Annotated in this window: 14 protein-coding genes; 10 read left to right on the plus strand and 4 right to left on the minus strand. The window is 59.2% G+C overall.

All coding sequences use genetic code 11. From position 1 onward, the window contains the following. Positions 1 to 377: 377 nt before the first annotated feature. The 4 genes from IEX75_RS13000 (at position 378) to IEX75_RS13015 (ending at position 6,134) form a co-directional block, all read left to right on the plus strand. Entirely contained in the window at positions 378 to 569 is a 192-nt protein-coding gene (locus IEX75_RS13000) for a hypothetical protein (protein WP_188794725.1), read from the plus strand. A gap of 228 nt (positions 570 to 797) precedes the next feature. Further along, positions 798 to 2,360 (plus strand): phospholipase C, encoded by a 1,563-nt coding sequence (locus IEX75_RS13005; RefSeq protein WP_229720814.1) that lies wholly within the window; start codon positions 798 to 800, stop codon positions 2,358 to 2,360. Positions 2,361 to 2,735: 375 nt separating this feature from the next. Continuing rightward, entirely contained in the window at positions 2,736 to 4,418 is a 1,683-nt protein-coding gene (locus IEX75_RS13010; RefSeq protein WP_188794726.1) for a phospholipase C, read from the plus strand. Between the two features lie 99 nt (positions 4,419 to 4,517). Then, positions 4,518 to 6,134 (plus strand): multicopper oxidase family protein, encoded by a 1,617-nt coding sequence (locus IEX75_RS13015; RefSeq protein WP_229720815.1) that lies wholly within the window; start codon positions 4,518 to 4,520, stop codon positions 6,132 to 6,134. Positions 6,135 to 6,386: 252 nt separating this feature from the next. Here the strand turns inward: IEX75_RS13015 and IEX75_RS13020 are convergent, their stop codons facing one another. Both IEX75_RS13020 and IEX75_RS13025 read right to left on the minus strand, forming a co-directional pair. Next, the gene (locus IEX75_RS13020) at positions 6,387 to 8,186 is read right to left on the minus strand and encodes a M14 family metallopeptidase (protein WP_188795676.1); all 1,800 of its coding nucleotides are present in this window, start codon (positions 8,184 to 8,186) and stop codon (positions 6,387 to 6,389) included. A gap of 2 nt (positions 8,187 to 8,188) precedes the next feature. Next, positions 8,189 to 8,857 (minus strand): DUF502 domain-containing protein, encoded by a 669-nt coding sequence (locus IEX75_RS13025; RefSeq protein WP_188794727.1) that lies wholly within the window; start codon positions 8,855 to 8,857, stop codon positions 8,189 to 8,191. A gap of 104 nt (positions 8,858 to 8,961) precedes the next feature. Here IEX75_RS13025 and IEX75_RS13030 point away from each other — a divergent pair, with 104 nt between their 5' ends. Both IEX75_RS13030 and IEX75_RS13035 read left to right on the plus strand, forming a co-directional pair. Next, complete coding sequence (locus IEX75_RS13030; protein WP_188794728.1) at positions 8,962 to 9,486, plus strand: RNA polymerase sigma factor; 525 nt, start codon at positions 8,962 to 8,964, stop codon at positions 9,484 to 9,486. Between the two features lie 17 nt (positions 9,487 to 9,503). Next, positions 9,504 to 10,157 (plus strand): hypothetical protein, encoded by a 654-nt coding sequence (locus IEX75_RS13035; RefSeq protein WP_188794729.1) that lies wholly within the window; start codon positions 9,504 to 9,506, stop codon positions 10,155 to 10,157. Between the two features lie 57 nt (positions 10,158 to 10,214). Here the strand turns inward: IEX75_RS13035 and IEX75_RS13040 are convergent, their stop codons facing one another. Together IEX75_RS13040 and trxA are read right to left on the minus strand one after the other, a co-directional pair. Further along, positions 10,215 to 10,667 carry a DUF4442 domain-containing protein gene (locus tag IEX75_RS13040; RefSeq protein ID WP_188794730.1) on the minus strand — a complete coding sequence of 151 codons (453 nt, stop codon included), beginning with the start codon at positions 10,665 to 10,667 and terminating at the stop codon, positions 10,215 to 10,217. A 62-nt stretch (positions 10,668 to 10,729) separates the two neighbouring features. Next, complete coding sequence (gene trxA / locus IEX75_RS13045; protein ID WP_188794731.1) at positions 10,730 to 11,602, minus strand: thioredoxin; 873 nt, start codon at positions 11,600 to 11,602, stop codon at positions 10,730 to 10,732. Between the two features lie 93 nt (positions 11,603 to 11,695). Here trxA and IEX75_RS13050 point away from each other — a divergent pair, with 93 nt between their 5' ends. Genes IEX75_RS13050 through IEX75_RS13065 form a run of 4 tightly spaced genes read left to right on the plus strand, consistent with a single transcriptional unit; the run spans position 11,696 to position 15,267 of the window. Beyond that, positions 11,696 to 12,346 carry a paraquat-inducible protein A gene (locus tag IEX75_RS13050; RefSeq protein WP_188794732.1) on the plus strand — a complete coding sequence of 217 codons (651 nt, stop codon included), beginning with the start codon at positions 11,696 to 11,698 and terminating at the stop codon, positions 12,344 to 12,346. Then, positions 12,343 to 12,966 carry a paraquat-inducible protein A gene (locus IEX75_RS13055; RefSeq protein ID WP_188794733.1) on the plus strand — a complete coding sequence of 208 codons (624 nt, stop codon included), beginning with the start codon at positions 12,343 to 12,345 and terminating at the stop codon, positions 12,964 to 12,966. The genes IEX75_RS13050 and IEX75_RS13055 overlap by 4 nt, the downstream gene beginning before the upstream one ends. Then, positions 12,959 to 14,659 carry a PqiB family protein gene (locus IEX75_RS13060; protein ID WP_188794734.1) on the plus strand — a complete coding sequence of 567 codons (1,701 nt, stop codon included), beginning with the start codon at positions 12,959 to 12,961 and terminating at the stop codon, positions 14,657 to 14,659. The genes IEX75_RS13055 and IEX75_RS13060 overlap by 8 nt, the downstream gene beginning before the upstream one ends. Beyond that, positions 14,656 to 15,267, plus strand: coding sequence for a PqiC family protein (locus IEX75_RS13065; protein ID WP_188794735.1), 612 nt, complete (start codon positions 14,656 to 14,658; stop codon positions 15,265 to 15,267). Before IEX75_RS13060 ends, IEX75_RS13065 begins: the two co-directional genes overlap by 4 nt. The last annotated feature ends 3 nt before the right edge of the window (positions 15,268 to 15,270 follow it).

The raw sequence follows: 15,270 nt of genomic DNA on the forward strand, positions 1-15,270 counted from the left end.
AGAGCTCTTGCACCGTGTTACGGGCAATTAACTGCGATTTCGGTAAAGTTGCCGACCGGGAACGACGCATGCGCAAATCACAGGTGGGAGCAAAGGCCTACACAGCCCTCGCGCATTCGTGTTTATCCCGGTAGATCGCCGCAGCAACGAGGGGGCCTGAGCGCGTAGCAGGGTTTTTGCTTCAGGTTTTTGGGAACGCACGGCTGGCGTTCTCATGAGAGCGATCGTGGTTTGTGGGCGTTGCGTACTGCAACAAGCACCACGTACGTCACGCGCGATGCAAAGCTCTGTACGGTCTTCACATGCAATGCCAGCGGCCGCTCGCGATGCGAACGGCCATCCATCGCGATTCCAGTGAATCAGTAAGGAGAATGGCCATGCTTAATGACGAAGAGCAGCTGTTAGCCCCTTATCTCGTACTTCTCCTCGGGAAGTTGACGGGATGGAACTATCCAACCGGTGATGGCGGCGATCCGGTCACTTCAGCGATTGAGCGGCTGCCCCGCCCGGAATACATCGCTCCTAACTCGAGCAAATCCTTTATTTCTCCACATCATTGCCTGGGATAAAGCGGGGATCGCCATACCCACGTGCGCTGTTGATTCAACAGCACCCGGGTGTCGTCGCATCGTTGTTATGAGGCTGTCATCGCCACTGCCTATGGTCGCGCATCACGCTGAGGAGAGCGTGCCCATCGATCGTTATCGGAGCCTGCCTTGCGTTTACGTCCTGCCGTTTGTCTTGCTGCTTGTTCGCTTGTTGTCTTTTCGGCTCTCGCGTTGGCTGCTCCGGAGTCCGTGGCCGATGTTCATTCGCGGCATACGCATAAGCCCACATCCACGGCCACGCCGATCAAGCACCTGGTGGTGATCTATCAGGAGAACGTCTCCTTCGATCATTACTTCGGCACCTATCCGCATGCCGCGAACGCGTCGGGCGAGCCACCGTTTTATGCGGAGCCGGATACGCCGAAGGTCAATGGCTTCACCAAGGAACTGCTCAACAACAACCCCAACGCCAACAACGCGGCCAACGGCAAGGGCGCGATCAATCCATTCCGCCTGTCGCGTGCACAAGCTGCAACGGCGGACCAGGATCACGACTACATGCCGGAGCAGCAAGCGTTCAACAACGGCGCGATGGATCTGTTCCCGAAATACACCGGTTCCGGCGAAACCCTGCCTGGCGGCACGCCTGAGCAGAACAGTACCGGCCAGGTGATGGGTTATTACGACGGCAACACCGTCACTGCGCTGTGGCATTACGCACAGCATTTCGCGATGAGCGACAACAGCTATGGCACCACGTTTGGTCCATCCACGCCGGGGGCGATCAACCTGGTTTCCGGCCAGACCAACGGCGTTAGTGATCAGCTTGCCGCCGCCGGTGATGTCGTGGCGGATGGCCAGGGCGGTTACACGTTGATCAGCGATGCCGACCCGATCGACGACGTATGCTCTCCCTCCAGCGGCTCGCGTGTACGCTTGAGCGGCAAGAACGTAGGCGATCTGCTCAGTGCCAAGAGCATCACCTGGGGTTTCTTCGAAGGCGGCTTCGATCTCACGGCCGTGAATGCGAACGGCACCACGGGCTGCAAGCGCAGCACCACCTCTACCGTTACGCAGGTAACGAAGGTGGATTACATCCCGCATCACCAGCCATTCCAGTACTACGCCAACACTGCCAATCCGACGCATGCGCGTCCGACGTCGGTGGCGATGATCGGCCACAACGGTGACGCGGCCCATCACCAGTACGACATCAACGATTTCTACGCCGCGGTGGAAGCGGGCAACATGCCGGCGGTGAGTTTTCTCAAGGCACCGGGCTACCAGGACGGTCATGCCGGCTATTCCGATCCGCTGGACGAACAGCAGTTCGTCGTGCATGTGCTGAACTTTTTGCAGAAGCGCCCGGAATGGCGCGATACCGCGGTGGTGATCGCCTATGACGATTCCGACGGCTGGTACGACCATCAGACCGCGCCACAGGTGAATGCATCGCATAGCAGCCAGGATGCGCTCAATGCCCTGGGCGTATGCAACGGTCGCAGCACGTTGCCGGGCGTGAATACCACCGAGCCGGTGCAGGGACGTTGCGGTTACGGCCCACGTCTGCCGCTGCTGGTGATTTCACCGTGGGCACGTCGCAACTATGTGGATCACACCATCACCGATCAAACCTCCATCACGCGCTTTATCGAGGACAACTGGCTCGGCGGCCGGCGCATGGGTGGTGGTTCGTTCGATGCAATGGCCGGCAAGCTGGACGCCATGTTCGATTTCAGCCATTCATCTTTGGAAAGTCGCCGTTTGCTTCTTGATGAGACGACCGGCGAACCTGTTGGTGCAAGTCGCTAAGGATTTTGGGGCGGAGTTATTTCTTCTCCCCTTCATGGAGATAAATCTACGCTGTCATTCCGGCGAGAGCCGGAATCCAGTTTAAGTATGGCGCGCGAAGCGCACAAAACCTCTTTATGTTGAGTGCTTCGCACAACATGTTTGTACTGGATTCCGGCCTTCGCCGGAATGACGAGCATGCAAGATGTCGTCTCGCGGCGAACCGCGGGTCTGTGGGTAGGGAATCAAGCGTCGGCAGTGAATGTTTCTTATGCCGATTGTCAGCGTGCGCTGATTTTGTGTCAGTGCGCTGCGCTTTGTTACCGCATTGTCACACCGGCTGCCTAAGGTCATCGGCGCGCGCTGATGGAGCGTGTCGACCACTAAGGAGGTCTCATGCGCAGTCGTCTTTCCATTTGTCTTGCTGTTGCCTTGCTCGCGTTATCCACGGGTTGTTCGGCACTGCAAAACACGCCAACGAGGCTGCAGGCCGATAGCGGCCCGCTGCTGTACAAGGTCAATCCCATCAGAGGACCCAGCATCGGCGTGCAGGATACTGCCACCCCCATCAAGCACCTGGTCGTGATCTTTCAAGAGAACGTGTCCTTCGATCATTATTTCGGCACGTATCCCAATGCGGTGAATACATCTGGCGAACCAGCATTCCATGCTGCACCGGGCACACCCATGATCAACGGGCTGACACAGGCGTTGCTGACCAACAACCCGAACGCGAACAACACGGCCAATGGCAATGCAGCGATCAATCCCTTCCGCCTGTCGCGTGCGCAGGCCGCCACCTCCAGTCAGGACCACGATTACACCGACGAGCAGCGCGCCTTCAACAACGGCGCGATGGATCTCTTCCCCAAATACACCGGTGCCGGCCAAACCTTGCCCGGCGGCACACCCGAACAGAACGGCAAAGGCCAGGTGATGGGCTACTACGACGGCAATACCGTCACCGCCATGTGGCATTACGCGCAGCACTTCGCAATGAGTGACAACAGCTACGGCACCAATTTCGGGCCCTCCAGCGTGGGTGCGATCAATCTGATTTCAGGACAGACCAACGGCGTCACCGAATCACTCAGTGCCGGTGGCACGATCGTGGCTGATGGTTTGGGCGGCTATACCTTGATTGGCGATGCGCTGCCGCTGGGTGACGTATGTACGTCCTCCAACGCCCCGCAGGCGCACCTGGGTGGCCGCAATATTGGCGACCTGCTCAACGAAAAGAACATCACCTGGGGTTTCTTCCAGGGCGGTTTCGACCTGACAGTGGTCAATGTCAACGGTACGACCGGGTGTCAACGCAGTACGTACTCCAGCGTCACGCAATCAACCAAAGCCGATTACGTGCCGCATCATCAACCATTCCAGTATTACACCAGCACTGCCAACCTCGCCCATGCGCGACCCACTTCTGTGGCGACGATCGGGCGCAGTGGCGATGACGCCAACCATCAATACGATGTCAACGATTTCTTCGCCGCGGTCGACGCCGGCAATATGCCTGCGGTGAGTTATCTGAAGGCCGCGGCTTATCAGGATGGTCATGCCGGCTATTCCGACCCGCTGGACGAGCAGCAGTTCGTGGTGCGTGTGATCAATTTTTTGCAGCAGCGTCCAGAGTGGGCTAGCACCGCGGTGGTGATTGCCTATGATGACTCGGACGGCTGGTATGACCATCAAGCCTCGCCGCGCGTCAACGCCTCATACACCGGCGCCGATGCCTTGACCGGCGCGAATGGCTGCGACGCGCGCGATAGCTTGCCCGGCATCGCTCCCAACAGCCAGCACGCGCAAGGTCGTTGCGGTTTCGGCCCGCGTTTGCCCTTGCTGGTGATTTCGCCGTGGGCACGCAAAAATTATGTTGATCACACGCTTACCGATCAGAGTTCGATCATGCGTTTCATCGAGGACAACTGGTTGAACGGCAAACGCCTGGGTGGCGGTTCGTTTGACGCCCTGGCCGGCACTATCGAGAGCATGTTTGACTTCAGTCAGGCCAATACGGCTGGCCGCCGCTTGATTCTGGACGAGCAAACCGGTGAAGTGGTCGAAGCGTCGCCTTGATGCAAGCCTCGAATGGGATTGTTTCGCGCACCGCTCGAAAGACGGGCGGAACGCGACGGCACACGCCATGATGTGTAAGCAACACAAATGGAAAAGAGCATGCCGTCGTCTCGCCGTCAATTCCTGAAATGGTCCGCGTTGGGGCTCGGTGCGGGCCTGTGGCCGTATCGCCTGCAGGCTCATGACATGACGTCCATGCCGAAGATGGGTGGTGGCGAGTTGTGCAAGCACATGGTGGTCGATGACCATCATGTGGTGCCGCGTCTCATCGACCCAGGCCAATTGAAGCCATTTGTCGATACTCTGCCGCTGCCTTCGGTACTGCGTGCAGATGGCAAGCCTCTGCGCATTGATATGCGCGAAACCGAGCAGCGTTTGCATCGCGATTTGCCCCCTACACGGGTGTGGACTTACGGCGGCTGCATGCCCGGTTCGACGATTGAAGCTCAAAGCGGCAAGACTCTGCGCATCGATTGGCGCAATGAACTGCCTGGCAAGCACTTCCTGCCGATCGATCATCGTATTCATGGTGCCGAGGCGGACAATCCCGAGGTGCGTGCAATCGTGCACGTGCACGGCGCCTGCGTGCCGACGGATAGCGATGGCTATCCCGATGATTGGTACGTGCCTGGTCAATCCCGCCTGCACACTTACCCCAACAAGCAGGATGCTGCGGCGCTCTGGTATCACGATCATGCGATGGGCATCAATCGCCTGAATATTTACGCGGGCATGTTTGGCCTTTATCTGTTGCGTGACGAGCACGAACTATCGCTCGGGCTGCCGCATGGCGAACAGGAGATTCCGCTGGTATTGAGCGATCGCCTGCTCACCCATGACGCGCAGCTTTACTACCCGGTATCGGGCAACAGCCAGGCGCCGTGGGTGCCGGAAGTGTTCGGCAATGCCATGCTGATCAACGGCGCGTTGCTACCGTATCTCGACGTCGAACCACGCCGTTACCGCTTCCGCGTGCTCAATGCGGCCAATGCACGCTTCTTCAACCTCAAGCTGCGGGATGGGCGGCCTTTTCTGCAGATCGGCAGTGACCAGGGTTTGCTCGCCGCGCCTGTTACCCAGCGCAACCTCTTCGTCGCGCCGGGCGAACGTGCCGACCTTATCGTCGATTTCGCGCCGCTGGCGGGGCAGCAGATCGAATGGTTCAATGACGCGCTGCCGATCATGCAGATCCGCGTTGGCAGTGGGCGCGTGCGTGATACCAGCAAAGTGCCTGCCGTGCTGCGCGACCTGCCACGCATGCCTGAATCAGCCGCTGTACGCGAACGCTTGCTTACCCTCGATGCCTATCAGGATTGCGTGGCCGAGCCGATGCTGATGCTGCTCAATGGCAAGCGCTGGCACGAACCGGTGACGGAAAAGCCGGTGCTGGGCAGCACCGAGATCTGGAGCCTGGTCAACCTTACCGACGATTCGCATCCCATCCATTTGCACCTGGTGCGTTTCCAGATTCTGGATCGCCGGCCTTTCGATGGGGGTGAGTGGATGGATTCCCAGACTGTTCGTTATACGGGGCCTGCGCAAGCACCGTCAGCTGGTGAAGCCGGATGGAAGGATGTCGTGCAAGCGTGGCCAGGGATGATCACGCGCATCATCGTGCACTTTGATGGTTATGCAGGGCGTTACGCGTGGCATTGCCATTTGTTGGAGCATGAGGCGAACGAGATGATGCGGCCGTTTGAGGTGGTACCTGCGTAGGTTGGCGTTTGCACCCTGATATATCCCAACGTTTTTTGCCTTCGAATCGTCGTTCGTCGAAAGAAAATCAGTCTTGCCTCGACGTCATTCCGGCGAAGGCCGGAATCCATGCTTCGTACTGGCGATGGATTCCGGCCTTCGCCGGAATGACGACTCGCTCTGAAAAAGTATTAACAAGAACTGCGGCTCTTGCCGGAATGAAGGAAAAACGTGGGGTACATCAGGATTTTCATCCAACCTTGCGAGCTTTGCTTATTTGGTGGCGATATTCGCCAACTGCCCCGCATCCACTCGCAGCACCGGATAAGCCCCCACACGCTGTACCGTGTACCACGGCGATCGCATGAAGAAGAAGTCCAGCCGCTCCCTACCATTCGCCGCAAACGCCGGATCATCATGCAGCTTCTGCTCGAACTCCGCCTTCAGCTTTGGGTCCTTCGCCATCATGTCGCGAGCCAGCTTCTCCAGCACACGCGGCTCGCCGAATTCCTTGGCTTCAAAGATTGCATTGAGATAACCCCAGTGCAGCAGTGAATCCGGCGCCTGCGGTTCCAGCAATTCCATGGCGACGTTCGCGGCGCGCTGATTCATCGGCACAATCACCGAGCCGGCCGGCAGCGTCACTTCCACCGGGTGCGCGTGCAGCGTAAAGCTTTGCAGCATCAGATGCCCTTCAAACGGCTCGCTTGCCCATTGAGGTTGATCGATCTGATACGCGGTGGCTTCCACGTCTTTCATCGGATGGCCGATACGCCGATAGGCGATACCATGCGCATCCAATTTGTCGATGATGGTTTTCCATTCACCCGGTACGACGTAAGCAACCGGTGGCGTCGTCGATACGTCGGGCAACAGGCCGTTCCAGTTCTCGATGTGATAGGTGACAGGTTTGCTCGGGTCGTACTGAATCCAGGTGTCGTTGGAAATGTCGCTATGCGTTTGCGTAAAGGCATAGCCCTTCAGCTCGAACGGCGTCGATGTGGGATCGGGCTTGAAGGTCAGCGGTACGTGTGCGTGCACATCATTGGCGCGAGCGATAGTGTCGGCTTCGGCCCGGCTAGTAGCTGCCAGCAAGGCGGCGGGATCACGATCGATCTCGTCCAGCACGACACGCAGTAGGTCATAAACCGCATGTACGCGCACTGCGTAGGATTTCAGCATATGCGTTTCGATCAGCAACGCCGGGCGATTCTGCAAGGCTGCATAGCCGGTCGAGAAGCGCGGCCCGGAACCAAAGTTCTCGATACCTTTGCGTGGATCGCGGCCATCCTTGAATTCCAGATAGATAGACGCCAGATGGCCGAGGTTTTCATAAGCCGGTATGGCCTGTTCCACCATCAGCTTGTGCTGCCAGGTGGCGACCACCGGGTCGAGCTTGTGCGGGTCCTCGGTGTACCAAGTGAGGTCGTACTGGTAGTCCGCGCCGTCGGTGGTGTGCACGTCGATCAGGAAATCCGGCCGCCATGTCTGCCACAGCTTCAGCCACGCCAGCGTTTCCGGCGCATCGGCCTTGATGTAGTCGCGATTGAGATTGAGGTACTGCGCCTGGCCGCGAAAGCCCATGCTTTCCGGACCATTCTGGTTGATGCGATTGTAGGGCGAGCTGTATTCATGCCCATCCACGCTGTAGACCGGGATATAGACCAGCACCACGTGATCGAGCAGGTGCGGGTACTTGCCGGTGACAGCGATATCGCGCAACAGCATCAGGCCGGCATCCTTGCCTTCGATTTCGCCGGGATGGATGCCGGCCTGCACCAGCACGACAGGTTTATGTGCGGCACGCGCAGCGTCGGGAGTGAACGTGCCGTCGCTGCTCGCAATCACCGCCGTCATAGGACGGCCCTGTGGCGTGATGCCAAACGTTTCGAGCTTGAGCTTGCCCGGGGCGGCTTGCTGCAGATGTTGCAGATACGCCAGCGTCTGCGCGTAGCTGGGCGTGGTGCGGAACTGCGAGGCTTCCGCGGGTGTGATCCAGTTGCCTTGAGCGTCGGCGGCGTGCGTGCTCATGGCCATCGCGCCCAATAAAAATGCCAGCCCGGCGCGACGCATGCTCATGAATGGCTCTCGGTCGGCAAGGCAGTCGATGCTGCGGGCAAGGTATCCGGCGCCACTGCGCCGCCGGAAATAATGAAAGCCATGGCCTGGTCCATGGTCCAGTCGGTAGGTGTCAGCTCATCCAGGGGCACCACTTCCAGATAGCCGCCGGTGGGATTGGGTGTGGTTGGGATGTATACCGCCGCCATATCGCGACCGGTGCCTTCTTCCTGCATCACCCGCGTGACGAAGCCGACCACTTTCATGCCCTTGCGTGGAAAATCCACCAGCACAACGCGTTGCGCACCGCTGGGTTTGTTCTGCAGCACCGTCATCAACTTCTTGGTGCCGCCATAGATGGTCTGCACCAGCGGAATGCGCTGCAAAACACTATCGAACGCGTGCAACAGACGCTGACCGATCATGCGGTTGGCGAGGAAGCCGAGCAGATACAACGTGATCAAGGTGAGCAGCAACGCCAGTACGTAGGTCACCCAACCGTGGCTGAGTTGGTTGGCCGCCTGGGGCGATACCCAACCCAGCGCACCCACGAACGCAGCCACCAACGGCGCGCCCAGATCGGCCAGAAAGCCAACGATAAATTTGAAGACCAGCCAGGTCACCCACAGCGGCATGAAGGTAAGCAGGCCGGTGATGAGATAGCGTTTGAGGCGCAACGGGGGCATGAAGGGGGCTCGGGGCGGGGAGGGCGTCTTATTGTAGGGCTGATTGCCGGGCTGTGATTTTTTTGCGCGTGTCGCGAATAACAAGGTAACTACGGGGACAGGTCATGCGCGGACGGGAACAACAGCGGGCATTCGAGACATTGCTGCGGGAGCACCAGCGCATTGTGTTCAAGGTGGTGTCGGTATATGCCCGTCATCCGGAAGATCGCCGTGATTTGACGCAGGAAATTTGTGTGCAGTTGTGGCGCTCGTTTCCCCGCTTTGACGAGAAGCGCGCGCGGTTTTCAACCTGGATGTATCGGGTGGCGCTTAACGTCGCCATCTCTCAGATGCGCCGTCCATCACGGCAGGATGAGCGGTTTGAGAGGCTCGATCAGCAGCAAATCGATGCAGCAGGAGGCACGGTCGGCATATTCGAGCCGGATGAGCGCCTGGAAGTGTTGTATCGCTTTATCGATGAGCTCGACCCGCTCAATCGTGCGTTGATCCTGCTGTATCTGGAAGATCGCAGTTACGCGGAGATCGCCGAGATTCTCGGTATCAGCGAAACCAGCGTTGCTACCAAGATCAGCCGTATCAAACAGAAACTTCGTTATCAGATGACGGGCGCCATGCCTGTGGGAGCTTAATTATGGAGCTGGAAGACATGAAAGCCGCCTGGCAAGCGTTGAATCAACAGCTGGCGCGGCAGCAGGCGTTGAATACCCAGCTGTTCGTGGAAAGTCGGCTGGACAAAGTGCGCCACGGTTTGCGTCCCTTGATCGTAGGACAGTGGATCCAGTTCGCGTTCGGTGTGGTCTTCATGATATGGGGTATTGCGTTCTGGGTTGTGCGAACCGATGTGTTGCATTGGCTGGTCATAGGTGTACTGGTGCAACTGTTCGGCATGTCGATGCTGCTGGCTGCTGCACGCAATTTGCACCTGATCCAGCAAGTCGATTACGCCGCGCCTATCGTGGAGATCCAGCAGCGACTTGCTGCGTTGCGTGCGTGGCGCGTGAAGTTTGAAGCGCCTATCTTTGCAGCGATCGGTTCGTTTGCCTGGATTCCGCTGCTGCTGATGGACATCCAGCAAGATGCCGAGCCTGTTTCGTCAAAGTTTGATTTGCTTAAGGAGATGCCATCGCTGCTGCCCAACCTCGTTCTTTGCGGATGTGCTTCGCTCGTGCTGGTATTTATCGTTTACTGGCTGGTGCGCCGCGTTGGATATCGTCGCTGGCTCGAAAACAATTTCGCCGGTAAGAGCGTGCAGAGAGCAGAAGCCATGCTGGAGCAGATTGCGCAGTTCAAGCAGGAATAGCTGCGGGCCGCCGAAAGAACTTCGCCATCGTCATCGACTTGCCTGGCAACAACATGCTCAGCGATGCCTCGGTTTCAACCGCACATAAAGCTGCTTGCGCACTAACGCAACCACTTCACCTGTCGCTGTCTTGATCGGCACATCAAACCAGCGCAGCACTTTCTCGCCATTCGCAGCGGCAGCACGCAGTTCATTGAGCATGCCGGGTTCGAGCTTGAAATGCGCATAGACATCCTCACGGCCCGGTGCAACGAAATCGATGGTTCCTGCCTTGTCCCACACGAAGTGATCCTTGCCCAGGTGATGCAGGATCAGCAGCATCCAGAACGGATCGGCCATCGCAAACAAGCTGCCGCCAAACTGCGTACGCACGTAGTTCCGATTCCATGGCCGCAACCGCAACACCACTTGGGCTTCGGTGTAATCGTCATCCAGGCGCAATAGACGAATGCCACTGAATAGGAAGGGCGGCCACAGATTCAGAAGAAAGCGGAAGGTGGATGCGCGCATTGAGAGCTCCGGAAAGAAGCCCTCAATCTACCATACCTGTGCGTATGGAATGCTTTGAAGCCTTAGAACAACAGCGAAGCCATCCGTCGACGATAACGACCCACCAGTTCTGCATCGTCCAACGTATTAAATGCTGCAAGCAGACGCTTCTTCGCCTGACCTTCATTCCAATCGCGTGCTTTCTCAAGCATCAGCAACCAGTGCTCGAGGCCAGTAGCGGGATCGTTGCCGAGCAAGAGTCGCACGCCGAGCAAATCATGTGCTTCCCAATCCTGCGGATTGGCATGCACACGCTGCTGCAGCACTTCCATCGCCGGCGTGCCTTCAAGTGAGCGGGCCAGGTCGAGCTGGCTGCGCAGGCGTACGGCGCGGGTATCGGCGGCGAGGTTGGCGGGTAGGGCGTTGAGTTCGTTTTCGGCGGCGGCGGCGTGGCCGGCTTGGGCCAGGGCGATGGCCAGGTCGAGCTTGAGTTCGGGCTGGTTGGGGCTAGCGGCAATTTCTTGCTGCAGGCGGTTGATGGCCTCTTCCGGCGATTCGGGGGCGAGGTCTTCCAGTACTTCTGCTTCTTCTTCGAGCTCGCCTTCCAGCGGCTGCACGTGGCGTGACAGGAACTGGCGCAACTGGCCTTCGGGCAGGGCGCCGGCGAAGCCGTCGAGGATCTGTCCGTCTTTCACCAAGATGACAGTAGGAATGCTGCGAATGCCGAAGATGCCGGCCAGTTCCTGGTTCTTGTCGACGTCAACCTTGCCCAGGCGGAAGGCGCCGTTGTATTCGACGGCAAGCTTTTCCAGCATCGGGCCCAGCGACTTGCAGGGACCGCACCATTCGGCCCAGAAATCCACCAGCACGGGCGTCGTGAGCGAGGCTTGCAGCACCTCGGTTTCGAAGTTGGCCTGATCGACGTCGAAGATGTGCGGGGAGACGGCGGCGTTCACAGTGGACTCCAAGGATTAATCCGAGCAAATCGGGGCGGCGCGCAGCATATCAAGAGCAGGCGCATTTGCCCCGGATTTGCGAGAATCCCATGCATGAGCACCACGCCCCCCGTCAATGTGGAACACGCGCACAAGGCGATCACGTCGGATCTGCTGATCTGCGAGCACTGCGACACGGTCTACCGCCGCCGGCCATTGGCACGTGGCGACGTGGCGCGCTGTGCGCGTTGCCACGCGGTATTGGAGCGCCATCAGCGCATCGGCCTGAATGCGATGTTCGCGCTGGTGATCACGGTGATGGTGGTGTTCGTGCAGGCGAACGTGTGGCCGATCATCACGCTTGGGCTAAACGGTACGGAGATCCATGCCACGCTGTGGGGCATCATCATCATGATGTGGAAGGATCACTCGCAGGTGGTGTCGGTGCTGGCGGCGGCTACGCTGTTTTTCTTTCCGCTGTGCAAGATGCTGGTGCTGGGCTGGTTGCTGGTCTATGGCCGCAAGGGGCAGCGCGCCCCCGGCTTCAGGCCGTTGATGGTGACGCTCCACTACATCGGTCCCTGGACCATGAGCGAGGTGTTCGTGCTTGGCATATTGGTGTCCATCGTCAAGGCACAGCTGTACTTCGACGTCACGCCTGACATCGGCGTGTTTGCCTATGCGGGACTGGCGATACTGATCACTGTTTTCTCCAGCATCGATATGCGCCAGTTGTGGGACAAGATTCCCGAGTCGTCGACATGAGTGCACTCCCTCGCGCGCGCGAACTCGGGTTGATCAGTTGCCACGTGTGCGGTCTGGTCTGCCGGGACAATCAGTTGGAAGACCCCGCCTGCCCACGCTGCAGCAGCGCGTTGCATCGGCGCAAACCCTACAGTTGTGCGCGCACCTGGGCGCTGCTGATTGCTGCCTTCCTCTTGTACATTCCCGCCAACGTGTTGCCGATCATGCGCACGGTCAGCCTGGGCGATGTGGACGACAACACCATTCTCAGCGGCGTGATCGAGCTGTGGCAGAAAGGTTCGCCGGATCTGGCGATGATCGTGTTCACCGCCAGCATCCTGGTGCCGATGACGAAGTTCCTGGTGATAAGCACTTTGCTGTTGAGCTCGCAGCGGGGTACGCCCTGGGCGCGCCGTCAACGGGCCATGTTGTACCGGTTGGTAGAGTTCATCGGCTACTGGTCCATGCTGGATGTGTTTGTGGTGGCCTTGCTGACGGCGCTGGTGCAGTTCGGCTTCTTCAGCGAAGTGGAGCCATTGCCCGGAGTGGTGTATTTCGGCCTCACCGTGGTACTTACCATGCTGGCCTCACAGAGTTTCGACCCCCGCCTGATATGGGATTGCCAGGACCAAGATGACTGACCAGAACCCTCTCAACGTTGGCGGCAACTTGCCCGAACCGGTGGTCAAGCACCGTCGCGTCAACGCGTCGTGGATCTGGCTGGTACCGGCGGTAGCGGCGTTGATCGGCCTGTCGCTGGTGATCAACGCATGGCGGCAACAGGGCCCCACCATCAATATCAGCTTCCAGACCGCGCAGGGCCTGGAATCGGGCAAGACGGTGGTGAAGTACAAGGATGTGGTGATCGGCAAGGTTGTCGGCATTCGCCTGAGCCAGGATCACAGCAAGGTGATCGTGAAGGTGGATCTGGAAAAGAGCGCCGGCGATATCGCGGTGTCCGATTCGCGTTTCTGGGTGGTGCGTCCGCGCATCGGGCTGGGTGGTGTGTCGGGTATCGATACACTGTTGTCGGGCTCCTTCATTGGCGTGGACGTGGGCAAGTCCACGCAGACGCAGACGGATTTTGTTGGCCAGGAAACCCCGCCTTCGGTGCTGCACGACTCGCGCGGCAAGAGCTTTACCTTGCACTCCGGCGACCTGGGTTCGCTGGATATCGGCTCGCCGGTGTATTACCGCCGCATCCAGGTCGGCCGCGTGGCGTCGTACAAGCTGGATGACAATGGCAAGGGCGTCACCATGAAGATCTTCGTGGACAGCCCTTACGATAAATTTGTGAGCAATGAGTCGCGCTTCTGGAACGCCAGCGGTGTGGACGTGACCATTAGCGCGGACGGTCTGAAGCTCAACACCCAATCGCTGGCCACGGTGCTGGCAGGCGGTGTGGCCTTCAACGATGCACCCGGTCCGCATCCGAATGAGAAGGAGGCCGACGAGAACGCCACGTTTACGCTGTTCGATACCGAGTCCAATGCGATGGCACCACCGGATGGCGAGCCGCGTTACATCGTGATGCGTTTCGACCAGCCGCTGCGCGGCCTGGCCGTAGGGGCACCGGTGGAGTTCCGCGGCATCAATTTCGGCAGTGTCGTATCGGTTCGCATGGATTACGACGAAAAGACCGGCCACTTCCCGATCTATGTGGGTGCCGTGGTCTACCCCGATCGCCTTGGCCGCGCGCACAAGAAACTGGCCGAGATCGCCAAGTCCAAGGGCGACAACGACTACATGTCGTACCTGATCGGTGGCCTGGTGGCGCATGGCCTGCGTGCGGAAGCCAAGACGGGCAATCTGCTCACCGGGCAGCTCTATATTTCGATGGATATGGTGCCGAACGCACCGAAGATTGCGTACAACCCCAACGCGCGTCCGCTGGAAATTCCCACGGTGCCGGGTAGCCTCGACAAGTTGCAGGAGCAGATGGGACAGATCGTCGACAAGCTCAGCAAGATCCCGTTCGATGCCATCGGCAACAACCTCAATCACACGCTGGCCGATCTCGATAGCACCATCAAGCAGGTCAATGGCAATGTGCTGCCGGCGTTCCAGGAGACGCTCAAGGGCGCCAACCGGACGCTGAGTACGGCGAACCAGACGCTGGGCACGGCCAACAGTGCGCTGTCACCCGACTCGCCGCTGCAACAGAACCTTGCCGGCACCCTGCAGGAACTGCAGCGCATGGCTCGTTCACTGCGTACCTTGACCGACTACTTGAACGCCCAGCCCAGTTCATTGATCCGCGGACGCAGCAAGGACGCACCGCTGCCCGATAACGGCACGCCCACCGCCCAGCCGCAGCAAGGGAGCAAGCCATGATTCGTATGCGACACGTCACTGCGGCACTGGGTGCAATAGCGCTGGCGGCTTGCGCCTCGGCACCTGTGAATTACTACACGTTGATTCCGGCGCCGAGTGGTGAACAGGCCCAATCCCCCGTGACGCCCGCGGATTACCAGTTCGAGCTGATGCCGATAGGCATCCCGGCGCAGGACGATGTGCCGCAGCTCGTGGTACGCCAGGGTGGTCAGGCAGTGGCTTTGCTCAACGGTGAACGTTGGGTCGCGCCGCTGGCAGATGAAGTGCGTGGTGCCTTGGCGGTGGAGCTGGTGCGACGTACCCAGGCTCAGGACATCAGCGGCACCACCCCCACGCAAGGCAAGCGAGTTTTGCGTATCAAAGTCGACCTGCGCCGCTTCGACTCCTCGCCTGGCAACTACGCACTGATCGAAGCTACCTGGACGATTCGCGAACTCGGCAGCCAGGCCGTACTCACCTGCAGCAGCCGCATCAACGAAAGCGCGGGGCAGGGCTACGCCGGACTGGTGGCTGGGCATCAACAGGCGTTGGCGACACTTGCTGGGCAGATCGCGAGCGTGGCACCGGCTATGGCCGATGGGCGCATGCCGGCCTGTCCTGCTGGGTGATGC

The organism is Dyella nitratireducens (assembly GCF_014642835.1).
Taxonomy (GTDB): domain Bacteria; phylum Pseudomonadota; class Gammaproteobacteria; order Xanthomonadales; family Rhodanobacteraceae; genus Dyella_B; species Dyella_B nitratireducens.